This is a genomic window from Brevundimonas sp. DC300-4, assembly GCF_049897365.1.
Taxonomy (GTDB): domain Bacteria; phylum Pseudomonadota; class Alphaproteobacteria; order Caulobacterales; family Caulobacteraceae; genus Brevundimonas.
In genome coordinates this window covers 253,296-275,307 of record NZ_JAFCWC010000004.1, presented here as the reverse complement: position 1 = coordinate 275,307, position 22,012 = coordinate 253,296, and the positions used below count along the sequence as shown (strand labels likewise).

23 protein-coding genes and 1 pseudogene are annotated in these 22,012 nt (G+C 60.6%); 15 read left to right on the top strand and 9 right to left on the bottom strand.

Annotated elements, in window-relative coordinates; all coding sequences use genetic code 11:
* Nucleotides 1-32: 32 nt before the first annotated feature.
* Nucleotides 33-926, top strand: a complete 894-nt coding sequence (locus tag ACP7AZ_RS09220) for an SDR family oxidoreductase (RefSeq protein ID WP_426038244.1) — start codon at nt 33-35, stop codon at nt 924-926.
* A gap of 488 nt (nt 927-1,414) precedes the next feature.
* Here ACP7AZ_RS09220 and ACP7AZ_RS09215 read toward each other — a convergent pair whose 3' ends face one another.
* The gene (locus ACP7AZ_RS09215) at nt 1,415-2,212 is read right to left on the bottom strand and encodes an SDR family NAD(P)-dependent oxidoreductase (RefSeq protein WP_425989177.1); all 798 of its coding nucleotides are present in this window, start codon (nt 2,210-2,212) and stop codon (nt 1,415-1,417) included.
* A gap of 93 nt (nt 2,213-2,305) precedes the next feature.
* Between ACP7AZ_RS09215 and ACP7AZ_RS09210 the strand changes: the two genes are divergently transcribed.
* On the top strand, nt 2,306-3,301 hold the full coding sequence (locus tag ACP7AZ_RS09210; protein ID WP_426038242.1) for an alpha/beta hydrolase: 996 nt from the start codon (nt 2,306-2,308) through the stop codon (nt 3,299-3,301).
* Nucleotides 3,302-3,566: 265 nt separating this feature from the next.
* Here the strand turns inward: ACP7AZ_RS09210 and ACP7AZ_RS09205 are convergent, their stop codons facing one another.
* From ACP7AZ_RS09205 to ACP7AZ_RS09195, 3 genes are all read right to left on the bottom strand, one after another.
* Entirely contained in the window at nt 3,567-4,487 is a 921-nt protein-coding gene (locus ACP7AZ_RS09205) for a ferritin-like domain-containing protein (protein ID WP_426038240.1), read from the bottom strand.
* Nucleotides 4,484-5,374, bottom strand: a complete 891-nt coding sequence (locus ACP7AZ_RS09200) for a ferritin-like domain-containing protein (protein WP_426038238.1) — start codon at nt 5,372-5,374, stop codon at nt 4,484-4,486. The genes ACP7AZ_RS09205 and ACP7AZ_RS09200 overlap by 4 nt, the downstream gene beginning before the upstream one ends.
* A gap of 571 nt (nt 5,375-5,945) precedes the next feature.
* A protein-coding gene (locus tag ACP7AZ_RS09195; RefSeq protein ID WP_426038236.1) for an IS5 family transposase occupies nt 5,946-6,703 on the bottom strand; the annotation gives its coding sequence in 2 pieces (ribosomal slippage) (nt 5,946-6,385 and nt 6,385-6,703; 759 coding nt in all).
* A gap of 744 nt (nt 6,704-7,447) precedes the next feature.
* On the opposite strand from ACP7AZ_RS09195, the gene ACP7AZ_RS09190 reads away from it, so the two are divergent.
* The 9 genes and pseudogenes from ACP7AZ_RS09190 to ACP7AZ_RS09150 all read left to right on the top strand — a co-directional run bounded on the left by ACP7AZ_RS09190 (nt 7,448) and on the right by ACP7AZ_RS09150 (nt 14,684).
* Nucleotides 7,448-7,834 carry a hypothetical protein gene (locus ACP7AZ_RS09190; RefSeq protein WP_426038234.1) on the top strand — a complete coding sequence of 129 codons (387 nt, stop codon included), beginning with the start codon at nt 7,448-7,450 and terminating at the stop codon, nt 7,832-7,834.
* Between the two features lies 1 nt (nt 7,835).
* Nucleotides 7,836-9,425: an RAD55 family ATPase gene (locus ACP7AZ_RS09185; RefSeq protein WP_426038232.1), complete on the top strand. Its 1,590-nt coding sequence runs from the start codon at nt 7,836-7,838 to the stop codon at nt 9,423-9,425.
* A gap of 174 nt (nt 9,426-9,599) precedes the next feature.
* Complete coding sequence (locus ACP7AZ_RS09180) at nt 9,600-11,165, top strand: sensor histidine kinase (protein ID WP_426038230.1); 1,566 nt, start codon at nt 9,600-9,602, stop codon at nt 11,163-11,165.
* 157 nt (nt 11,166-11,322) lie between these two features.
* A pseudogene (locus ACP7AZ_RS09175) lies at nt 11,323-11,463 on the top strand (hypothetical protein); the annotation flags it as partial.
* A gap of 932 nt (nt 11,464-12,395) precedes the next feature.
* Complete coding sequence (locus ACP7AZ_RS09170; RefSeq protein ID WP_426038228.1) at nt 12,396-12,899, top strand: hypothetical protein; 504 nt, start codon at nt 12,396-12,398, stop codon at nt 12,897-12,899.
* Nucleotides 12,900-12,926: 27 nt separating this feature from the next.
* Entirely contained in the window at nt 12,927-13,289 is a 363-nt protein-coding gene (locus ACP7AZ_RS09165; RefSeq protein ID WP_426038226.1) for a hypothetical protein, read from the top strand.
* Nucleotides 13,259-13,423 carry a hypothetical protein gene (locus tag ACP7AZ_RS09160; protein WP_426038224.1) on the top strand — a complete coding sequence of 55 codons (165 nt, stop codon included), beginning with the start codon at nt 13,259-13,261 and terminating at the stop codon, nt 13,421-13,423. Before ACP7AZ_RS09165 ends, ACP7AZ_RS09160 begins: the two co-directional genes overlap by 31 nt.
* 82 nt (nt 13,424-13,505) lie before the next feature.
* Nucleotides 13,506-14,006, top strand: coding sequence for a hypothetical protein (locus tag ACP7AZ_RS09155; RefSeq protein ID WP_426038222.1), 501 nt, complete (start codon nt 13,506-13,508; stop codon nt 14,004-14,006).
* A 216-nt stretch (nt 14,007-14,222) separates the two neighbouring features.
* Entirely contained in the window at nt 14,223-14,684 is a 462-nt protein-coding gene (locus ACP7AZ_RS09150) for a GFA family protein (RefSeq protein WP_426038220.1), read from the top strand.
* A gap of 222 nt (nt 14,685-14,906) precedes the next feature.
* On the opposite strand, the gene ACP7AZ_RS09145 is transcribed toward ACP7AZ_RS09150, so the two are convergent.
* The 5 genes from ACP7AZ_RS09145 to ACP7AZ_RS09125 all read right to left on the bottom strand — a co-directional run bounded on the left by ACP7AZ_RS09145 (nt 14,907) and on the right by ACP7AZ_RS09125 (nt 18,987).
* The gene (locus tag ACP7AZ_RS09145) at nt 14,907-15,359 is read right to left on the bottom strand and encodes a hypothetical protein (protein WP_426038218.1); all 453 of its coding nucleotides are present in this window, start codon (nt 15,357-15,359) and stop codon (nt 14,907-14,909) included.
* 351 nt (nt 15,360-15,710) lie between these two features.
* Nucleotides 15,711-16,238: a hypothetical protein gene (locus tag ACP7AZ_RS09140; protein ID WP_426038216.1), complete on the bottom strand. Its 528-nt coding sequence runs from the start codon at nt 16,236-16,238 to the stop codon at nt 15,711-15,713.
* 351 nt (nt 16,239-16,589) lie between these two features.
* A complete protein-coding gene (locus ACP7AZ_RS09135) occupies nt 16,590-16,841 on the bottom strand; it encodes a hypothetical protein (protein ID WP_426038214.1) in 252 nt (83 codons plus the stop codon).
* 448 nt (nt 16,842-17,289) lie between these two features.
* Nucleotides 17,290-17,796 carry a DUF488 family protein gene (locus ACP7AZ_RS09130; protein ID WP_426038212.1) on the bottom strand — a complete coding sequence of 169 codons (507 nt, stop codon included), beginning with the start codon at nt 17,794-17,796 and terminating at the stop codon, nt 17,290-17,292.
* 936 nt (nt 17,797-18,732) lie between these two features.
* Nucleotides 18,733-18,987, bottom strand: coding sequence for an XRE family transcriptional regulator (locus tag ACP7AZ_RS09125; protein ID WP_426038210.1), 255 nt, complete (start codon nt 18,985-18,987; stop codon nt 18,733-18,735).
* 140 nt (nt 18,988-19,127) lie between these two features.
* On the opposite strand from ACP7AZ_RS09125, the gene ACP7AZ_RS09120 reads away from it, so the two are divergent.
* The 4 genes from ACP7AZ_RS09120 (at nt 19,128) to ACP7AZ_RS09105 (ending at nt 21,983) form a co-directional block, all read left to right on the top strand.
* Entirely contained in the window at nt 19,128-19,703 is a 576-nt protein-coding gene (locus ACP7AZ_RS09120) for a hypothetical protein (protein WP_426038208.1), read from the top strand.
* A complete protein-coding gene (locus tag ACP7AZ_RS09115; RefSeq protein ID WP_426038206.1) occupies nt 19,703-20,131 on the top strand; it encodes a hypothetical protein in 429 nt (142 codons plus the stop codon). Before ACP7AZ_RS09120 ends, ACP7AZ_RS09115 begins: the two co-directional genes overlap by 1 nt.
* Nucleotides 20,132-20,304: 173 nt before the next feature.
* A complete protein-coding gene (locus ACP7AZ_RS09110; protein WP_426038204.1) occupies nt 20,305-20,874 on the top strand; it encodes a hypothetical protein in 570 nt (189 codons plus the stop codon).
* A gap of 125 nt (nt 20,875-20,999) precedes the next feature.
* On the top strand, nt 21,000-21,983 hold the full coding sequence (locus ACP7AZ_RS09105) for a site-specific integrase (RefSeq protein ID WP_426038202.1): 984 nt from the start codon (nt 21,000-21,002) through the stop codon (nt 21,981-21,983).
* Nucleotides 21,984-22,012: the final 29 nt, after the last annotated feature.

Sequence of the window (22,012 nt, the reverse complement as noted above, 5' to 3'; positions counted from 1 at the left end):
GTGTGCGATTTGTATCAGCCACAGGATTTTCGATGACCGACCGCCTGACGATGCAGGACCCGCGCGAACAATACGCCAAGCCGCCGTTCCCAAAGCAGCCGCAACCGGTCCCTGGCCTGGCCGCAAAAATGGATCCCCAGCCCGATCACGGCGAGACCAGCTACAAGGGGTCAGGCAGGCTGGCCGGCCGCAAGGCGCTGGTCACAGGTGGAGATTCAGGCATCGGCCGTGCGGCCGCGATCGCCTATGCCCGAGAGGGTGCCGACGTCGCCATAGCCTATCTGCCGGGCGAAATGACCGATGCGCAGGATGTCATCGCGTTGATTGAGGCTGAAGGCCGCACGGCGGTCGCGCTTCCCGGCGACATCACCGACGAAAACTGGTGCAAGCAACTCGTCGCCGCTGCGGTCGCGGGCTTGGGCGGTCTCGACATTTTGGTCATCAACGCTGGCCACCAGCAGGCGCGTGACTCGATCGCCGAGGTGACTTCGAAGGATTTCGACGTCACGATGAAGACCAACCTCTACGCCATGCACTGGATCACCCAGGCCGCCGTGCCGCATTTGAAACCGGGGTCGGCGGTGATCACGACAGCCTCGGTGCAGGCCTATGATCCGTCGGCCAACCTTCTGGATTACGCGACCACCAAGGCCGGGATCGTCGCCTACACCAAGGCGCTTGCCAAACAGCTGATTGAAAAAGGTGTGCGTGCCAATGTCGTGGCTCCGGGTCCGTTCTGGACGGCGCTCCAGGCGAGCGGCGGCCAGCCGCCGGAGAAGGTCATGACGTTCGGCGAGCAGAGTGCCTTCGGTCGGCCCGGCCAGCCAGTCGAGATCGCCCCGGTCTACGTCTTGTTGGCCTCACAAGAAGCCAGTTTCACGACCGGAGAGATTTACGGCGTGACGGGCGGCGCTGGGATCGCTTGACGACCGCCAGAGATTGACGGTCGCCTTGTCCGATCGACATGCCGCAGGTGCGGAACCTCGCGGCGTTCGGCCGGTTCAAATCATATGAGCTTGAAAACCTATTCCGTGACCCTTGAATCCTCCGAGGGCGTCACCCGCGAAGTTAGAGTGCAGTCGCCCACGGACGTCCAAGCCGGAGACGCAGCCATCGCCTTGGCGGAGGATGACGAAGGGATCGTTTCGATCAATGAGATCGAAAACGGGGGTATCGTAGACGCCGGTCCGCCGAAATCTCAGGCCGCCGAGTTAGCTCCTGTGACACCCGGGGCTGCCGCCGCTCCTGAGGCGGGTCTAGCGGAGACCAATGAGTAAGGACAACACACTCGCGTTGGGGCACCGACAGCGCGTGTATGCGCGCGACGCAAAGTGTCGATGCCCCTCCGCGGGCACAGTCTGATGGACATCCGGCATCGGATCGAAAGCACATAACAGCGCATGACGTCCGTCGGTCAGGTGGTCATCACCGACCCGGAGTCGACGCGCATGTTTGCGCCGTTTATGAAACTGGCCCGCTCTGAGCAGAGGAAGACAATCATCGCGGCGACCTCTTCGGGTTTACCGCGTCGCTTCAAAACCATTCCGGGACGCTCCTCCTCAAGGAAGGTGTCGACGGCCTCTTCGAAAGTCATATCCTTTTCGTCCGCGCGCTTCTGCATCATCTTGTCGGTCATGGGTGTGGCGATGAAGGCGGGGGAGACGGTGTTCACCAAAACGTTGTCGCAGCCGTAAGCCTTGGACAGACCCTTGGCGAAGTTGATGATGGCGGCTTTCGACGCACAGTAGGCTAGCTCGTCTACATAAGGCTGGACGCCGTCCTCGGACCCAATGAGCACGATACGACCCCATTTCTTCTCGCGCATCGCGGGAATGGCTTCGCGGGCGTTGCGCACGGCTCCCATCAGATTGATGTTTAGCGTGTCGAGCCAGCCTTCATCGTCCACCTGAAGAAAGTCGCCCGTCGCTCCGGTTACGCCAGCAGCGTTGACCAGAATGTCCGGGGCACCTAGCCGCTCGCGGACCTGCACGTGGAGCGCTTTCACGTCGTCGATCTTGATCACATCCGCCTCGACGGCGATGATCTCACCAAGCGCGCTCAGTTCTTTCAGCGTTTGCGCCAGGTCGCCATGTGGCTTGTCACTGATCGCCACCCGCACACCTTCTTCGAGAAGAAGTCGTGCGGTCTCTTTTCCGATCCCGCTGTCTGCACCGGTGACGAGGGCAATCTTGCCCTGGATGTTCAGCTTCATAGCAGGCCTCAATATTTCGGGGAGAGGCAAGAGAAACCGCCGGAGCGCCCGGAGTTCCTGGGAACCGCGAACGCTCGCCTGACTTGGTCATCCATGGCGAGCAAGACCCCATCCCTCATTTCCCCATCGGCACAGGGTGTCCTTGATGACTTGGCTGGTTGGAAGCCGGCCGCCGACGCGTCAGCCGCGGACGAAGTTTGGCTCGCCAGTTTTCGCAGTCAAACGGCAGCACTCGCGCGCTTCAGCGGCGTTGCGGAACGCCTGCATGAGGTTCGCCATGTCTTTGCGGACAGTCCAAATGGGCCTCTTCCCATCCGGATCTACCGCCCGTCGCCCGGTTATTTGCCGGTGCTCCTTCACATCCGCGGCGGCGGCGGAATTGCAGGTTCTCTCGACGCGCATGACGCAGCGCTAAGGGCCTTAGCGAAGACGACCGGGTGGGCGGTTGCAGCCCCCGACTACCGTTTGGCTCCTGAGGCCCCGTTCCCGGCGCAGTTGGACGACAGCGAGGTCGCTCTGCGTTGGCTTGTGAAGCATGGAAAAGAATGGGCTCTCGACGCCGATCGCTTGGTCGTTTCAGGCGACAGCATCGGCGGGACCCTGGCAACCGCGCTCGCGGTAAGGGCCCGGGACGCCCAGATCCCCTTGGCAGGTCAAATCCTGCTATTTCCGAATGTCGACCTCCGCCAGGACGCCCCTTATCACTCTCGCCAGACCGAGAATGGACGGATCATCGAGCAAGACGATTTGGAACGCCAAATCGACGTCTACCTCAACAGAAGTGCGGATCGGCTAAACCCTGAAGCCTCGCCTTTGCTGCAGCTAGCACCGTCGATTGGGGAACCTATTCTTCTGGTGACCTGTTCTGCCGATCCATTGCGGGATGAGGGCCAGACCTACGGGTGCCAACTTTTGGCTGCTGGCGCAAGGTTGCACGAAGAGTGTTTAGAGGGCGCACTCCACGCGGTCCTGCAGATGCGGGGACGGGTGAAGGAGGCCGACACCCTATTCGAAAGGATCAGCCATTGGCTGTTTGATGTCGAGGGTGTGGATCGGCGTCGCAGTTGGAGCCCATCGAACGAGCCTTAAGTAGCTGAACCAGCACAAGAACGGCACGTTTGCGCGCAAGTTGATCGGCGTTCTCGGGGCTCCGCACCGTCCCCAAAAATTGCGCTCACTTAATGAGTTAGTTCGAGGTCAGTAGGGTCCCGCGTTGAACGCCGATCCACAGTCAAAGGTCGCAGCACCCGCTTGTTGGGTATTTGATGTGGACGCTGGGGTGGTTGAGGGACGAATGCCGTCGCAGGCCTGAACGTGGGCCTGCGACGGTTTCACCAAGCCTGCAGGGTACCGATCAGGTTACCTGCACATTGCCGTTCACGCCGTCGGGGAAAAATCCACCGCTCATGATCCCGGCGCCGGCCTGACCATAGACGATGTTCAGCACTTCTTGCGGCGTCCGACTGAACGTTACGCCGCCTGAGTCCGTCGGCACGATGTTCGCCCGACCATCCAGTTCGATGGGCTGATCGAGGTCTAACGGCCCATCGACCAAGTCGCGCAGGTCCGAGATCTTGCGGGCCTTATCGCGGACGTCCGGGCCGAGGCGGTAGAGGCTGCTGCGGACCACCCCAACATGGTAAGCCTCCATGGCGTGGATGCCGGCGGCGGCCTGGAGATAGTCCTTGTTCTGGATGAAGGGCGCAGCCCCCTTGTAGGCCGTAACGCCGACGTCCTCGAACAGATACGATCCCAGCATGAAGCTGACCTCGTCGGCGAAGGGGTCGAAGTCCGCCCCAAGACCAGCCGCCTGCGCCACGCCGGCAAAGCCCGCCGTGAAGTCGATGCGGGGGCGAGCGATGGCCGAGGACTCGAGTGTCGATCGGAGAAACCGAACGTGGCGGGCCTCGTTGCGGCCGATATTCTGCATGAACCGCTCCACCATCGGCGTGCGGAACTGGACCTTTCGGCCGCCCATGACCTCGCCCGAGGCCGACCCGGTATCGGACTGTGACAAGCCTTGGCCGGTCAGGCCTCGCAAGTAGTATTCAGTTTCCAGGAACTCTAGATTCAGGGCGAAGTTGAAAATGTCGGCGTCGGTCAGGCCGCGAGGCTTGTGACCGGCGGTGCGCGACGCCTGCGCTTGGGCGGTCGAGCCCAAGGCTGAGACAGCCGCGACTGAGGCTGCGACCGACGCAGCCCCGGCGAACATGTTGCGCCGGCTTGGGCTCGGCGAGGCGGCGGGGGACGCTTTGTCCAGGACTGCGATACTCATGTGTGCCTCACGACGCCATTGATGCCTTCGGGGAAGAAGCCGCCGCGATCCATGTTGGCGCGGGGCTCGAGGAAGGCGATGTTCATCACCTGTTGCGGCGTGCGCTTGAACGCCTGCCCGTTTTGGTCGCACGGCGCGATGATGACGCCGCCGCTCGCCGAGGGCGCCTCCTCGGTGGGGACGGGGCCGTCCAGCATGTCGCGGGCGGCCGAGATCTTGTCCGCCTTGGCGATCAGATCCTCGCCCTTGGAATAGAGCTGCGCCCGGATCAGACCGGCGTGATAGGCCTCGACCGCCAGGATGCCCGCCGCCGCTTCCAGCAGAACAGGCTGGGCGATCAGCTTGACGGCCCCGTTGTAGGCGGTAACTCCGACGTCCTCGAAGATGAAGGCGCCTAGCAGGAACGAGTCCTCGTCGGCGAACGGATCGAAGTTCGGTCCCAAGCCTGCCGCTTCGCCCGCAGCCCTGAACGAGGCCTCCAGGTCGATGGCGGGGCGACTGGATTGCACCAGAGGCGTACTGGCGATGGCCCGACGCAGGAACTGCACATGAGCGCGCTCGTCCGCGGCGATCTCGGCCATGAACTCTTCGATGGCCGGGGTCTGGAAGGCCACTCTTCGCCCGCCGGTGACGGCTTTTGGTACAGGGCCGATGTCGGCGTCGGCGAGTCCCAAGCCGGTGACGCCGCGCAGATAGTATTCAGCCTCCAGGTATTCGAGGTTTAGAGCGAAGTTGAACACCGCTGGGTCGGTCAGGGGTTGGGGGGTCAGGGCGATGCCCAGGCCTTGGGGAATCAACTCCGGGAGGGGATTGACGGCGCAACTGGCCGCCCCCAGTCCGACCAGCGCGGCCGACATGGCGCGCAATGTGTATCGTCGGCTAAGCATCGCATTTGCTGAAAGCATTCGTCACAGCTCCTGTCGCATATTCGCGTTGAGGCTGAGATTTTTGGGTTCAGCCGACGCGTTCAGGTGAACCGCGTTATTGGCAGAAGACTTAGCAACCGCGCCCGTTCCAAACAGCGCCGCTTACCTCACCACGATTTTGACGAGCTCCCGCCACGATATTATTTGGCTTGGATTTGAACCTTTCATCTCTCAACGCCTTGAAGATTTGCAGGCCTGGCCGGTGACCAACCGAGATCCGAGAGACCGCAGGGAGACCCAGATGGCGCGCAAGTGGATCAAGGGATTTATGTTGGCTGCGCTGGTCGCGGCGATGGCGGCGTGTGGCACGCTGCCCGCGACCTCTCCCAACCCGCCGACGCCTGTTGGCCGATAGACGGTCAGCTCGGAGCCGGGGTGTTGTGTCGTTAGGCGCGCCAGTCGAAAGCCACTTTACCTTGCCGAACTCATGCAACCGCGTCCGCCCAAGCGGAAGCCTTCGGCGGAGGCGGTGAAGGGTTATGAGGTGGCGCCGGTTCTCCACACAGGTTGGCGGCTTGGCTAGGCTCAGGACTCATAGCCAGAAGAGCACGGTCGCCGCGAGGGCGATGGCGGACAGGAAGACGGTCGGGCATCGATCGTAGCGGGTGGCGACGCGCCGCCAGTCTTTGAGCCTGCCGAACATGATCTCTATGCGGTTTCGGCTTTTGTACCGGCGCTTGTCGTAACGGATAGGCTCGGTCCGGGATTTCCGACCGGGGATGCAGTGCGTGATGCCCTTGGCCTGCAAGGCCTCCCTGAACCAGTCCGCGTCATAGCCCCGGTCGCCCAGCAGCCATTGCGCCCTGGGCAGGCTGTCCAACAGGGCGGCGGCACCGATGTAATCGCTGACCTGGCCTGCTGTCATGAACAGGCTGATCGGGCGTCCGTTGGCGTCGGTCACAGCGTGCAGCTTGGTGTTCATGCCGCCCTTGGTGCGTCCGATCAGCCGCCCGAGACCCCCTTTTTTACACCCAGGCTCGAAGCCGTGCGGTGCGCTTTGAGATAGGTCGCGTCGATCATTACCGTGCGGCGCTCGGCCTTGTCACCGGACAGGCCCTGCATCATCCGGATGAAGACGCCCGCCTCACTCCACCGCTTCCAGCGATTGTACAGGGTCTTGTGGGGCCCATAGACCGGTGGCGCGTCACGCCAACGAAGCCCGTTGCGATTGACGAAGATGATCCCGCTCAGCACCCGGCGATCATGGCCCCTGGGCTTGCCGTGGCTCCTGGGAAAGTGCGGCCGCAGCCGCTGCATCTGATCGTCCGTCATCCAATAAAGGTCGCTCATATCCAGACTCCTCGCAGAGCCTGAATCAGATCGAGCGCATCATATCAATGGGTCCTGAGCCTAGCCTCGACGCTCGCCCATACGACCGAGTTCGCGTCGGTGAGGGGCGGCGCGCATCGCCAGAAGCAGACGCGCTGAGGGGCTGCTATGGGTCGGGTTCAGCCTTTAGCCTGCTGCCCGATAACGGACATTCGACGGACGCGCCGTAAGCGGACATCGTACAGGTCTGTTCCAGGTGGAAAGCGAGCCTTAGCGTCACCTTTGAGGCGCACGTTGAGGAACGTCGTTCTCCCCACCCTGTTCAATTCGTGCGACTAAAGGTTATGCAGGGAAACATGCGACGCGATCGTTCGCTCAGGTGGGCGGACACGCTTCAGGCAGTATTTCGTGCTTCTGAACAATCAGGTCTGTCCGGCGGTCGGCGATCGCGTCGTTGGAGTACACGACCGAGCGCAAACGGGTGACGGATCCAGCACCACCGGGCCCTATTGCAGGCCTAGCCCCGCGGGCGTACGGCCAAGCTAAGTTTGGGCTGACAGAGCCCTCGGGACCGCGCCATGATTCGTCACCCGCGCTTTATTGGTGCAAGGTGAGGGTTGGCCGGTTCCGAGGCAGTCGCACCATGGCAACGAAGACGGCTAAAGCTCTCATGTCGGTGCGTCGAGGGTCGTACGCGAAATTTCCCCCGATGAGCGTCGCGTTCAAGCGCGCTCCCGAATGAACCGAGCGACGCCGAAACTGCGTATGTTCGCTGAGCAGCTCATCGCTAAGGAGATGAGCCGAAACGCCTCTTCCAGATCAAAACCCACAGCGGCCTTTGTCGTCATAGAGAACTTGGCCCCGCATTTCGGCGCGCTAATGGGCGCTGCCGGGTTTCGTGCGCTGCTTTCGCGCGCACTTGTGCTAGCCGGCGCGGAAGTCGCTTGGCTGGCTGAGCTGCATGTCAAAGCGGACGGCTCTTTTGAAGGTCTGAACGAACTTGAAGCTAAAGCGAAACCGGAGGAAATTTCCAATGCCGGGATTGTTTTGCTCGCCCGACTGCTCGGACTTCTGGTGAGTTTGATTGGCGATGAACTAACTCTCCAATTGTTGAGCAACATCAACGACTTGCAGTTGGCTCCGGAAGGCTAAAATGGCAAAAAAAATTAGCGCCTCGGCTGCCCGCAAACTGGCGGACAATGCCTCAAGCCAACCGGTAAGGGTCACGATCCGCAAACTGCCGACCGGCGTTCGCGGTCTCGACGACATCCTGGGCGGCGGCATCCCGGAATTTTCGTTTAACGTCATCGCCGGCATGCCCGGTTGCGGCAAAACTACGATGGCGCATCAGATCGTTTTCGCCAACGCGACGGCGGAAAAGCCCGCGCTCTTTTTCACCGTCCTCGGTGAGCCCGCCATAAAAATGTTGCGCTACCAGCAACAGTTTTCCTTCTTCGAAGCCTCCAAGTTGGGCAAAGCCGTCCGCTTTATCAATCTCAGCGACCTGGTGTTGAATCGAGATTTGAACGCGGTCCTCGCTGAAATTATCAAGCAGGTCACGGCAATCAATCCGGGGGTCGTGGTGGTGGACTCCTTTCGCACCGTAATGCGCAAACCGCTGGCCGCTGGCGGCGAAATGGAGATGCAATCTTTCATTCAGCAACTCACCCAGTTTCTGACCAGTTGGGAAGCCACGACATTTCTAGTCGGCGAATTTAGCGAGGGAGAGACCCAGGGCAATCCGCTGTTCACTATCGCCGATGGCCTCTTCTGGCTTTCGCAGAAGGTGGAAAGAAATTCCGTGGTGCGAAAACTGCAAATTCTGAAAGTGCGCGGGTCGGGTTCGGTGCCGGGATTGCACACCGTCCGCATTAACGACGACGGGTTGCAAGCCTTCTCGCGCACGCTGGGATTCATTCCCAAAACTGGAAAGCCGGCCAAGCGCCGGCGACTTTCCATGGGTATTCCTGATTTGGACGAGATGATGGGCGGGGGCGTTCTCGAAGGCGACAGCCTGCTCATCGCCGGCCCTTCAGGGACGGGCAAAACGGCGCTGGCCACGCAATTCATTGCCGCGGGACTGCGCAATGGAGAGCCGGGGATCATGGCGATCTTTGAAGAACGGCCGAAAGGCTACACTGATCGCGCCGACAGCTTTGGTTTGAATTTGAAGACGCCGCTGGAGAAGGGAAATCTGGAAATCATCTACCTTCGTCCGCTCGACCTCTCGGTGGATGAAACCATGCAGGAGATTCTCGACGCCGTCGAAAGAGTCGGCGCGAAACGTCTGGTGATCGATTCGCTCGTGAGTCTTGAGATGGCGCTGGCGCCCGGTTTCCGCGAGGACTTTCGCGAGTCGCTCTACCGGCTGATCGTGGCGCTGACGGGGGCCGGGGTCACGATTCTCAGCACTGTCGAAGTGGAGGACACGTTCACCGGGTTCTCCTTCAGCCACTACACCATCTCGTTCCTGACCGATGACATCATCCGGATGCGCTACGTGGAAATCGACGGTCAGCTTCGGAAGGTCATGGTCGTGATCAAGATGCGCGGCGGCAACCACAGCAAGGACATCCGCGAATATGTCATCACCGACAAGGGCGTGGTCGTCATCCAGCCGAGGTCTACCGACTACGACGGACTGACCACCGGGATTCCCACGCGAACCGGCCCGCGCCCGGCGCAAAAGGCAGAGTCCCCCCCGGAGCCGAAGGCTAAGTCTAAGGCTAGGGCTGCCAAATAGAAGCTCGGCCGCGAGCAATCTTGAGGTCCGGTCCCCAGCGCGGGTGACAGGGTAATCCGGGCCGCGCCGACCCTCGATGAGGGCACAGCCAAGCCTCGCCGCCCGTCCGATTCCCAGCGGCGGCCTTACGTTTGTGGTGTAGGTGTTTCGGTAGACGAGCGTCTCGTCGGGGTGATGATCCAAGTGACCAAAGCCACGCAGTTCCATAATGATACGGTCGCGATGAACGAGGCGTTGGTCCTCAGTTCGCTTCGCCAGCAAGAACTCGTCGGCCTCACAGAGGAGTTGAACGCCAAACTGCGGCGCGAAATCATCGAGCGCAAGCTGGCGGAGGCGACGCTCCACGAAAGCGAAGCACGCTATCGCGCCCTGTTTGAGATGGGTCCCGTGGCTATTTATTCCTGCGATGCCTCGGGTGTAATTCTGGATTTCAATCGCCGCGCCGCCGAACTGTGGGGGCGCGATCCAGCGGCTGGGGGCAACAACGAGCGGTTTTGTGGCTCGTTCAAAATATTGCGTCCGAACGGCGATTACGTGCCCCACGAAGAGGGTCCCATGGCCGAAGTGTTGAGCGGCAATATACCGGAGGCGCGTGACGTGGAAGTGCACGTCGAACAGCCTGACGGCACGCGAATTACCGCGATCGTGAATATCCGCCCGCTAAAAAACCAGCGCGGAAAGATTACCGGAGCAATCAATAGTTTTTTCGACGTCACCGAGCGCCACGCAGCACAGGACGCCGTCCGCGCGAGCGAGGCGAGGTTCCGGATGCTCTTCGAGTTCATCGACGAGGGTTTCTGCACACTCGGAAAGCTTGATACCGGCACCGGCGAGCCGAGCGACTTCCGCTACCTCTCTGCCAACGCCGGATTTGAGAAACAAACCGGTGTCGGCGGCGTCGTTGGCAAGACCATTCGGGAGGCGTTTCCTGACGAGCCCCAAGAATGGTTCGACACCTACGACGCGGTCATGGCGACGGGAGAGCCGGTCCGTTTCGAGCGCGAACTGGCATCGCAGGGGCGAACCCTGGAGTTGTTCGCCTTTCGCTTCGAGGATGAAGCCGTCCTGAAAATCGGTGTGATCTTCCTCGACGTGAGCCTGCGCAAACATCATGTGGAACAACAGGAGCTGCTCCTCAACGAGATGGATCACCGGATCAAGAACCTGTTCGCCATCGTCGGAGGAATGGTGACGTTGAGCGCCAGGTCAGCGACCACGCCCAAGGAGCTGGCCCAGACCATTCAAGGCCGGCTGGGCGCGCTCGCCAGCGCCCACCAATTGATCAGGCCGGGGCATTCAGTAGCCCCAGCCACCAAGCGGGAAACCACCCTAGGCGATTTGATCCAAAAAGTTCTCTCGCCCTATGCCGATCCGGTGGGAACCGGCGACAGCGCGCGCACCGAATTTGACGGGCCAGAAATTGCGGTCGGCGCGGAGGCCGCCACGAATATCGCGCTCGTGGTGCATGAGTTAGCGACAAACGCGGCCAAGTACGGCGCCCTCTCGGTCTCCGGCGGGCGTGTCCGCATTTCGTGGGTGGTGGCCAAGGGACGCCTCACTCTCTCGTGGGAAGAGAAGGGCGGACCCGTGATCACGGCCCCGCCCAAGCGAGAGGGTTTCGGCAGTGTATTGGCCCGCAGAAGCGTCAACGGGGGGCTCTGGGGGGACCTAGCGTTTCACTGGTATCCGAACGGGTTAGTGGTCCTCATTTCGGCAGAGACGGAACGCCTGGCCCGGTGAGGAATTATTTCTCACTGTCCGATTCAAGTCCGAGGCCCCAGCGCAAAGATTCCTCACGATTCACGCGGCGATCTACAACACCTTCAACATCCAACGCACCTGATCAGCAAATCCGCCCTTCGCCGCATCCGCGCCGACGCGGCGGCTGTACGGGCGGTTGACCGGCCACGATCGCGATCAACTCGCCTGCATGGCGGCGAAGCCCAGGGATGCCCTGGGCGTCGAGGCGCTCGATGTGCTGGCGGACCGGGGCTACTTCTCCGGCGAAGAGATTCTGGCCTGCGAGCCCCTCGGCGTGTTGATCGGCGTTGAAGGCGGGAGCCCACCCAATATGAGGTAACACATTGAATGAGCTCAATATCTCGGGGCGAGACGGGGGCCCTACCGACGCCTGTCAGCACGCGCGCCAACGTATTATTATATAGCGAATTCAGCCACCTAGGCTTCCTCTCGATGGGGTCCGATTTCGACGCCGATCCACACCGCCCGCCGATAAGCGATTGAAGTCCAAGCCCAAGCCCGCCCCCGAGCCGACAAAATCTGCAGCTGCGAAAACGGTCGGCCCACCGCCAAAAGCTCCAGCAAAGGGCGGAGCCAAACCTTCAGCATCATCTCCGGATTAAAAGAGTCCATCAATGATGGACGTCCTGTGTGGCCATCTTCCGCTCTAACGCGCCTCATCTTTCGATTCGCGAGGCCATCCTGTCCACCAACTCCTTCCCGTCGAAATCGACTAGACTCGAGCGGACGCTGCCGGCCGCCACTATGAGTTGAGATCTGCCCATTCAACAGCTGATCGAGAACCTGCCCGAAAGCGGACGTCGCAGAAGACCGAGATGAGTCAGACTCGGTAATTCCCGGCCCTGCCGCTACGCCCCTAATCCCCATTCCATGAAGCGGCATCGCCAGTTAGGTGACTGACGGCACCTCCTCGACTGCGAGGGACCAGCCGGCGGCCCGGGAACAGAATTTACCATCGCATCCGGCGTGAGGTTGTTGACAGACGATCCATCTATAGTCTGATTCATTGACGCGAATATCATCTTATGATAGGTTCATTTCAGAGGTGGTGTTTTCCCCTCCATCTAACTTGGTATTGGATGACGAAAGATCTTCGCTTCAGGCGGTGATCCGCGTCCATGGCGCCCCTGAAGTCGGGGGCGTTTGTCCGGCTAGAGCCCTCCTGAAATGACCATTCGGCTCGTTTTCGCGCACTGAAGAAGATTCTGCATGACCTCTGCCATTCTCCATAACCTTGCCCGGGCCACCCACCTCACTGCCCACCATCCTGATCCCGCCTTCCGGTTTTGGATGGCGGTCGGCCTGTTCTGTGACCTGTCCCTTCAGAATGACGTGGACGGCGTCTTCATCGCCCTCGAAGCGGTCTTGGAGTTCGATGCCACCGGCAGGCCCGACGAGATGGATGTCCCCTTTACGCGCGATGCGGCAGGTGTCGTCGTCGACATCCGGCATCACGAAGCCGACTACACCGACCACAGCTTGGTCGAGTTGGCGCGGGAAATCGCTCTGCTCGAAAACCCCGAGATGCGTCTCGTGCTGATTGAGGCTGCATGTCTCCGGCTGTTCCAAGACAAGGACGATAACGCCGACGATCTTCTGGCCAAGGCCACTCGCGCTCGTGCGCAACGGTTGAGCATTCACGTGCTGGGCATCCCGCTTGCCCAGCACGCTCGTTTTCGCCTGTTCGCCGTTGCCGCGGATCCCCGCGACTAACCCCACCCTGACCTAGAAAAGCCAACCATGACCGTTAGCAAGTACGACTTCGACGTCGATCCTGGCTCGATCGACGAAGCCTACGCTCCGAGCGAGGACCTGCTCGCAACGATTGATGGCATCGCAGGCGCTGGTGATCTGGCCTTCCGTTTCTGGGCAGGGATGACACTGATCGTGAACTTGTCCTCGATCTTTCCCTGTGCCGACGCCGAGGATGTCGCCACTTTCGTCGTCGATGACGCCTTGGGTGAAGGTGAGCCGACGGATGGCCACTACCTGCTGGCTACCAACGAGAATGTTCAGATCAGCGGAGTCATCTACGAAGATGGCGAACCACCACGCCGGATGAAGACCACCAGGTGGTCTTCGACATCGTCAGCCATCCGGTAATCGAAGTCCGCCGGGCTGATCTAATCAAGTTAGCAACGCTGGTGACGCTCACCGAAGAAAACCAAGCCGGGAGCAGCGGCTTCGACGAGGCTATCCATTCGGTCGGTGCCTTGGTGGCAGCGGCCACGGCATAGGCGTCATCGCTGCCCGCCGAGCCTTGCGCAGACAGTATCAGCGCTCTTTCAAGACCCTCTGGACCCTAGGAGAAACCGAGCCATGACCACCCCACGGCCCGCCCCTGTATACGAGCATGAAGTCTCAGCTAACCGCCCTTTCCGCTGGAGAAAGCCGGAGCAGGATCCGGGCTTGATGTTCCGTCGCGGGCCGTTCAGCGGCGTCGTCACCCCGACCGAACAGGCCCGAATTTCTGGCCGCTATCCCGACACCGTGTTTATCGGACTGATGATCAAGTTGCCCCGTCCCGACGGCACCGGTGGCCGTGAAGTCGACGCCGTTGTCTATGAGCGCCAGCAGGTCAGGCTGGAGCCCCGCGACCAGCAGAGTTTCTGCGTTCCGATGCCGATCCATTTCGATGTTCATCGCCTGCCCGCCGTTGCGGGCGTGGCACTGTTTGATCAGTCGACCGGCGGGGAACTCGTCGGATATGGAGCCATCAGTTCAGTGAACATCCAAGTTCAGCCGAACAGCAGGGTAGAGATTCCTGGCTACCGGTTGATCGTGAAGCGCTGCGCAAACGTGGGCTGGGCCGCGCAGTAGGCGCGCCAGTTTATGTCCGTTACGAATGTCCCCGTTCCACTATCGCGCGTTCAACGCCTCACGCAGATTGATCTCCGCCTCCTGGGAGCCGACCCGGAACGTGTAGCCGATCGTCTCGCCGTTGAAGGCGTCAATGTGGATCGGGCGTCGAAATCGGACCCCATCGAAAGGCAGCCTAGGTAATTGAATTCGCTATATAACAATACGTAGGCGCGCATGCTGACAGGCGTCTGTCGGGCCCCCGTCTCGCCCCGAAATATTAAGCTCATTCAATATATTGTTTCATATCGGGTGCAGTCCCGCCTTCAACGCCGATCAACACACTGCCATTGCCGGCGTACTGCTTTCGAGATCGACGGCGAGTTGCCCGAAAAGTTGACTCGCTGCACCTGCTCGTTCTGCTCGAAACGCGGCCATCTCTATGCGTATTTTACCCCCGATCAACTCACGGTCACGCAAGCCGACAGCGACGCTGTCTACCGCTGGAACTCAAAGAAAGTGGCCAATCATTTCTGCAGCGCGTGCGGCTGCGACCTCTATGCCGATACCCCTGCGTTCGAAACTGATGGAAGCTGGGACGGGAAGACGCGGCGGATCGCGGCCAATGCGCGGCTGTTCGACGATTTCGAAGCTGCGGATTGGCCGGTGACCGTCATCGACGGAAAGAATCTCTGGTGAAGGTCGGCACTGCCGCATCGTTCACAGAATATTCCGTCAGGTTTCGATCGGAAACGCCAACGCTTTGTCGATGACTAAGGAGATCGTGGGCTGACCTGCCCCCATCGGGAGAGGCCGCTCCGTAACCGCTGTCAGGGGCCGGGCAACCCGCCGGGGTCCGCCTTCCACCCTAAGCAGAAGTATAACCCGTCTGTTATCTGGACATCGCCGTTAGACAATCGGTCACTCGATCTTGGATGCAGTTCGGTCACAGAGCGGTAGCCAGGCTTCTTCGCGCTTCCACTCCCAAACCAAAACCTGCGTTTTTCCCTCGTCCTTGAAGGTGATGGTTGCGCGCTCCGTATCGCCAGAAAGGGTCCACTTGTCGCCATCGCGTTCGACGCGATAGTGGCGATAGAACCCGTGATTCTCGAACGAGCGGGCAAAATAGCTGCCGTCTTCATCGACGCCCATCACACTCAGGGTGTCGAACCGGTCCCCGGCTATGTCGGCCTTCTCGTCCTGGACCAAAAAGAACCGTCCTGTGTGCCAGTAGCCTTCGTGAACGCTAAGCCACGGTTCACCGTTTCCTCGAGGGGCGTCCCCAGATTGATCTGTTCCGCCATAGGAGGTTCCCCTCGCAGTCCACCGCCCGGCGAATGCCGATAATGCTTCAACCTTTTCGTCGCGTTCCATTGCTGTCCTCTACCCTACTCTGGATCAGAACGGACTAGCGCGCGGGGCGGTTGCCTCAGGGACCTCGGCCCACGGATATGAAGTCCGCTTCGCACCCTTAACGTGTGGATCGGCGTCGAAATCGGACCCCATCGAGATGGCAGCCTAGGTGGTTAAATTCTCTATATAACAATACGTTGGCGCGAATGCTGACAGGCGTTTGTCGGGATCCCGTCTCGCCCCGAAATATTAAGCCCATTCAATATATTGTTTCATATCGGGTGGGGTCCCGCCTTCAAAGCCGAGTGTCAAATCAACGGTCTAGAAGAGGCGTACTTGTAACGGCTAACCTGCATCGCTGCCGGAAGACCTTCAACGAGTGGCGTAGACCCAGCGCGGCACTTCCCGCTTGGGCTTGGCCAGCGCCTTGAACGTGTCCCGAGCCCGGCACACGCCGTGGAAAATTACCGTGCTCAGCGGTTTCGGAGTCGTCAGGATCAAGTCGTCCAGAAAGAGCGGGTTAACCGCGCTCGCCGCGTTGCCCGTATGCTGAAACCAGACGTAGGGGGCCAGCGTTACGAGCCGCTGTGGGCCGTGGAAGACCTGCTCGACGACAACCTGCTTGTCGCGGTCCAGCAGACTGATGTCGCCGCCCCGCATGCTGTCCAACTGAACGTCGAGCCAAATGCGCCCGGCCTGGTCATCGTGCGTTTCGAAAGCGATGTTCAGGTCCGCGCCGTGGCCTGTCATATCAACCGCGCCGAGCAGAGCGATCAGATTTCCGCCGGCCGCGTTCTCTATTGCCTTGAGTAGGGCGGCGTTCGACGGGATTTCTTCGCAGATCATGCGACGCACATGCCGGATCATGACGCCGCCTGCCGTGTAACCGTGTCCTGTCATGGAACATTTTCCTCACATTTGAATGACCGAGTTGATCAAATCAAGATGCGTGCAATTCACGGGCCGTTTCATTAACCGCGATCTACATCGAAGTTGGAGTCATGAATCGGGATAATTCCTTCCAGAATCTGGAGTCACGATACCACTGAACGATGACTCCTTTTCGAGTCACGTTTTGGAGGCTAACTCGAAACGTACTTTGTTGTTTGCACGGCAGTTTCGCGTCCGTTCGCCAGAGAAATCCGCTTACCTAGAGCCTAGAACAGGCCATGGCGAAAACAGCGAATCCTTGATCGAAACAGGAGTCATCTTTTGCGCAGAGCGACTAACCGCGCGCCGCCGGCATCGCAGTCAGATAAGCTTCAACTCTGCGCTTTCGTTCAGACGCACGACGCCGAGCAACATCCACGTCTGCGGATACTTGGCCATTGTGCCCAAGGCGAAAGCGACCCCCGCCTTCCGATATTCGATCTCGTACTTCGCCTTCAGTCGCTCAAGCGCGTCGATGTCCCCGTACTGCTTCCGCCAGTTGAAGAAGGTCGCCGGCGTTTCCCAGTCGCCGCACTTCATCTTGTGGGCACCGTCGGCGTCCTCGAAGTGCATACTGATTTCGTATGGGCAGGGCTCGATCTGAGCCAAATCCTTTTCTCATAGCGAACCCTGTTTCAGGGTCGCAGCCCGGGCCGCTTTTTCAACCACGAAGTCTCGATCTGACTTCTTCTTCCAACGGAGACTGAACGTCCGAGGTCGGACGAGCGTCAGGCTGGTGCCCATGGCCGAGGCGGCCGCACAAGAAGGCTGGAATAGCGGTGCAAACAGCGCGGCACGGCTGCGCTCTGGTAACGATCCAACCTTTTTAAGGGTAGGCTCATCTACACGGCGGCTTTCCGCACGATGATCGTCTTTTGGCGTCTCCGGCCGGTACTCAACGATGTCCCAGCGCTTGAACTGCTGGTCACCGGATAGGTGCCGAAACCGTATAGGGAAGAGGCGCCGCCACTCACCCTCGGGTGTTATGCCCGCACAGCAGACCGTCTCGCCGTATTTGGGGCTAGGCTGCGGCCAGGCTTTCACCAAGATGATCGTGCGCTCGGGACTGGCCAACACTCGCCACTTGATTGTTCACGACTAGGTTTACAATGCGGGATTTTCCGGGCTTGGCAACGTCTCGCGCGATCATCGTTCTGTGGCATCCAGCAGCGTCAGCCTCATAGCAGAGCAAGGCGACGGATGAATTGGCCATCAGTCGCCCAAGTATGGCGAGCGCTAACTGGGCCTCAGCCGTCCGCAGATGCGCTGCATATATGCTCTCGAACTCGCGCCACCGTCCGGCTCGCGCCGCCTCTCGCCCGGGTTTCGGATCGCCCAGATCACGCAGGTGGACATATTCCATACCCTCAGCGCGGACGCGGGTGCTGAGCGCTGTTTTCGAAAAGCCGCGCCTTCTGCTGACAGCGACCGCACGCACGTCCACTACGGTCTCGACACCACCCTCGCGTAGGGTTTCGATGAAGGCATCCAAGATGGTGCCTTCGTATCCAATGGTAAAAATGGTCATGGCGGCTCCGCCGACCATTTTGGTCGAGGAGTTCTCGCGAAGGGTTAACGGTCCATCGAGCATCCAGGTCGCCTTGCGGCCCCCTGGTTATCGCAAGCGGGCTACGGGATCAGCATCGTGCAGCTCAAGCCCTTGCCGGCCATCTGGTCACCCCATCCAGGTTCCCTGACGGGGAAACGCAACCAGTGGTTAATGTGCCGTTTCGGGATGAGTCACGAAAACAACAGTCTGTAATTTCACCACACAGTTAGAACCGAGGTCGCCACGCTGCGCTTTTCGTGACTCCGGACCGTGTCTGGTCAAGCCACCGCTCGGTAGCGGCCGATATGCGAACTAATATCAGAGTCATGATAGCGATGACCTGTGACTTCACCCGGCTCCTTAACGTGACTTTAGGCCAGCCGTTCGAAAACGGCGTCCCGCAAGAAATCCGCGCCCCCTACCTTCGGTCTGATCTTTCCCCTAGGTAAAGAAAAGTGCTGAAAGGAGTCATCGTTCGTTGGATGTATGACTCCATAATCCAGCCCGATTTTCCCCATACATTCCAGCGACTTACGGTAACGTGACTGGTGAGTCACTGTTCACAGCCGACACCGCCTGTCAGCCGTCAACTCTTGCGACCGGCTCGCAGGAAAAACCCCAGCGTTTTCAATATCCGCATTTCGTGACTCCGCCCCGATCCAGCCCGTCGCCCGGACCCCGATTCCGCTTTTCGTGACTCCCTTGCCCGAACCGAGTCACGAAATGCGCATCTGCCGCCCCGCTCGCCCCTCGCCCTGGCGCTCGTGTGTTGACCACCGCGCAGCCCTGTCAGCCGAGGAGTCATAGATGGCTGCTATAATGACCGCGCTAAAGTTGAAAATCACACTGTCCTTGGGTTTGCGGCCCGTGAAACAGATTGTTGCACTGCACAACGGCCTGCGCTTTTCGTGACTCCTACTCGCCCTGATCGCGGTTTGCCCCCCCCTTGCGTCGGCGACGGGTAAACGGTTCGGCGCTGGCGTCCGTCAGCCTTGCTCCCGACCCCAGATCGCCTTCCGCCGGAAGGAAGGTCACACCCGCAGCTGTAAGGGTTGCCGTCAGAAGCTTGGCATTGGCGACGTTGATCGGCGCGGGCCCGTTGGGGGCAAGCGCGCGCTTGATTGTGTTGGCGGCCAGGCCGGTGCGTTCCGCCAGTTGCAGGACACTCATGTTCAGAAGGCCGAGGGCCGCACGGAGTTGGGCACCCGTCAGGTGGTCGTCAGGCCTTTTTCGCGGCGTCGGCATAATTCAATTTGACTCTTTTAGACCCAGTTTCAATTGTGTGGCTCTTTTTGACGTAGGAGCCTAACATGAAGATCCCCTTGCTGCCCACTCCGCGCTGCCCCGTTCACGGGTCCAAGCTGAAACGCGCTGATTGCCCCACATGCAACGCCGCCTACGGGCGTCTCTACCAGCGCCACCGCCGCCACGCGCACCCCGACGTCGCCCTCGTCGAGCGGGCGAAGCATCGCGCCCAGACGCGCAACGTCCCCTTCCGCATCACGCGCAACGACGTCGTGGTACCGACGACCTGCCCGGCCTTGGGCATCCCGTTGATCGTGGGACAGAAGCGCGCGGCGACGTCGCCGTCCCTCGACCGTATCCAGCCGCACTTGGGTTACGTCCCCGGTAACGTGCGCGTCTTGAGCGACCGGGCGAACCGTCTGAAGGGCAACCAGAACCTGCCGCAACTTCGGGCGCGCGCCGCCGCCGCCAAGGGCAAGAAACGCGAGGAATACCAGCGCCTCGCTCGCTATGTGGACCGCGAACTGATCTTGGCCGAGGTGCGGACCAAGGCGGCGCAAGGCGGTCGCGCTGGCGAGGTCTGGGCCGAGGTGGCCCGCTTCCTCGACCGCGCCTTCATCCGTGCGGACTGGAGCCGCTAATGTCACCGCCTTCGCAAGAAGACACTGTCGACCGGGGGTCTACGACCACCACCCGCGTGCTGGTCACGGACCTGGCCCGCAACATCATCGTTCACGGTCCGCAGCTAGGCAATCAGGTCACCTTCGCCGCCACGACGCGGCTCTACTCCCACACTCACCAGTGTGTCGCCGAAGCCCTGACCGAAGCGCTCGAAGGCTCGTTCGCCACCTCGGGCCTCCGGTTCGGCGTGGCCATGTTGATCGGCATCGACCCCACTGCGCCGCCTGATGATGTCGAGCATCTGATCGATGTGTGGCTTGAGACCTGTGCCGTCTTCAACACCGTCGCCATGTCCGAGATCGGCGACGGGGGAGAAGGATTGTTGACCGGCATGCTGTCGGCTTGGGTCACCGATTATGGTCCCGTTCAGGCGCGCGGCCGGGCCTGAGGATCATTCCTTTACAAATGTCGAAATAAAACAATTAGTTAAGACGGTTTTAAGTTGACAGAACGCAGGCGCACGCGGTAGGCTCGACGAGATTTTGGCGATCCGCAGTGACGACAACGGCTCGTAGAAAACCTCGGCCTCGGCCGATGAACCCTTCGCTTCGAGTCGTTGTCATGAACCCCCAAGCCACCGAACAATCTGTTCGTCCGCCCCGTCCCCTTGCCGAGCGGCATGGCGCCGTCCGTCACACGGCGCCCCCGCGTTTGGTGGTCGTCGAAGAACGCACGCTTCAGAACGGCGTGACCCCGCCCCACTGGACCCAGCCCGCAGCCGAGCATCTCGCCCACGCCCCGGGCGCTCGGCGCATCAGCATGGTCGAAAGCGTGGCCATTCAAATCTTCAGCGGTGCCATCGAGTTCAGCGTCAGCGAGCGGAACGGGCTTGCGATCAGCCAAGGCGTTGGTCAGCGCCGCTGGCCCCTCATGCTGAACCGCAGCGAAATTTGTGAATACCTTGGCGCCTCTTGGCGCACGCTGAAGAACGTCCTGACGGTTCGTCCCGTCGACATGGGCGCCAACATGATCCGCTATAACCGCCGGCAAATCGATGCCTGGGCGGCCAGCCGCCCACCGATGGGCCCCGGCTCCATCGATCAGGACACACCGAGTGCCGACCACGACGCGCTTGTCGACACGGCCGCAGCAGCGCTGATCCGTGCGGGCGAACGCGGCAGCAAGCGCTGATGACCGTACGGTACGTCCAGCGCATCAAGCGGAGCGACGGTCGAATCGATCTGTACTTCCGAAAGGGTGAATTCAGGCGCGGGCCGCTCAGGTCGGCTGATGGGACGCCAGGACTTCAAGCTGAAGTGGACGCGATCCTGGCCCAGATGGAAGCTGCCGTCGCTGCTGCCACGCCGGTCGTTGGAACGGTACGAGGCACCCTGCAGCGGTACAACAGGAGTGCGGAATTTACCGGCTTGGAGGCCAGCACTAAGCGCCACTACCAATACATGATCGACGAGTTGTCCGATGTGTTCGGCGACGTCCTGCTTGGCGCAGTCGTCTATCCTTTCCTGAAGGATTTGCAGGACGTCTGGGCGCGACGAGGTCACAGAGCGGCGAACAATCTGATGCAGGTGCTGAAGAACGCCCTGATGCCGGAGATGAAAAAAGGAACGGTCCCTGGCCGCCCGTTCGCTGACATCGTTAAGCTGAAGCCATCCGCCAACAAGACTGAGCCTCACCCCGCGTGGACGGACAAGGAGATCGACGCGGCGATACAGATGGCCATTGAGGTCGGACAGCCTGGTCTCGCCAGAGCCCTTGCACTGGGCCGCTGGGGCGGTTTTCGGCGAGGCGGCATCTGCCGTATCCCGCTGCACGCCAGAACAGACGGCCACGACGACGATGACCGCCCCCAGAAGCGCCTATACTGGACGACGCCAAAGCGCGGCGTGCTCTGCGATAAACCCGAGGATAATCGGCTCGCTGATCTGCTCGACCGCACGCCAAACAAGGCTCTGACCATCGCCTACAACAAGCGGGGCGAACCTTGGAATGAGCGCGCTCTGAACCAGGCAATCGACCGCCTGCTGGAAAAGCTGGCGAAAGACGGTCTCGCCCGTGAATTTCTGGATATTCACGGGCTGCGGCACGCGCGCGGCATGGAGTTGGCTTACGGCGGCGCGTCGGAGTTCCAAATCATGGCGCAGTTGGAGCACAAGACCCCATTCACGGCTCGCATTTATATCCGCCAGGCCAACCGGGCCACGGGCGCCAACGGCGGCCAGAGCAAGGTCGACGATCTGATCCGGCGTCGAGCCGCTAAAAAACAGCGTGAACAAGGGTAGAACGGACGGCTGTAACAGGGGGTGTAACC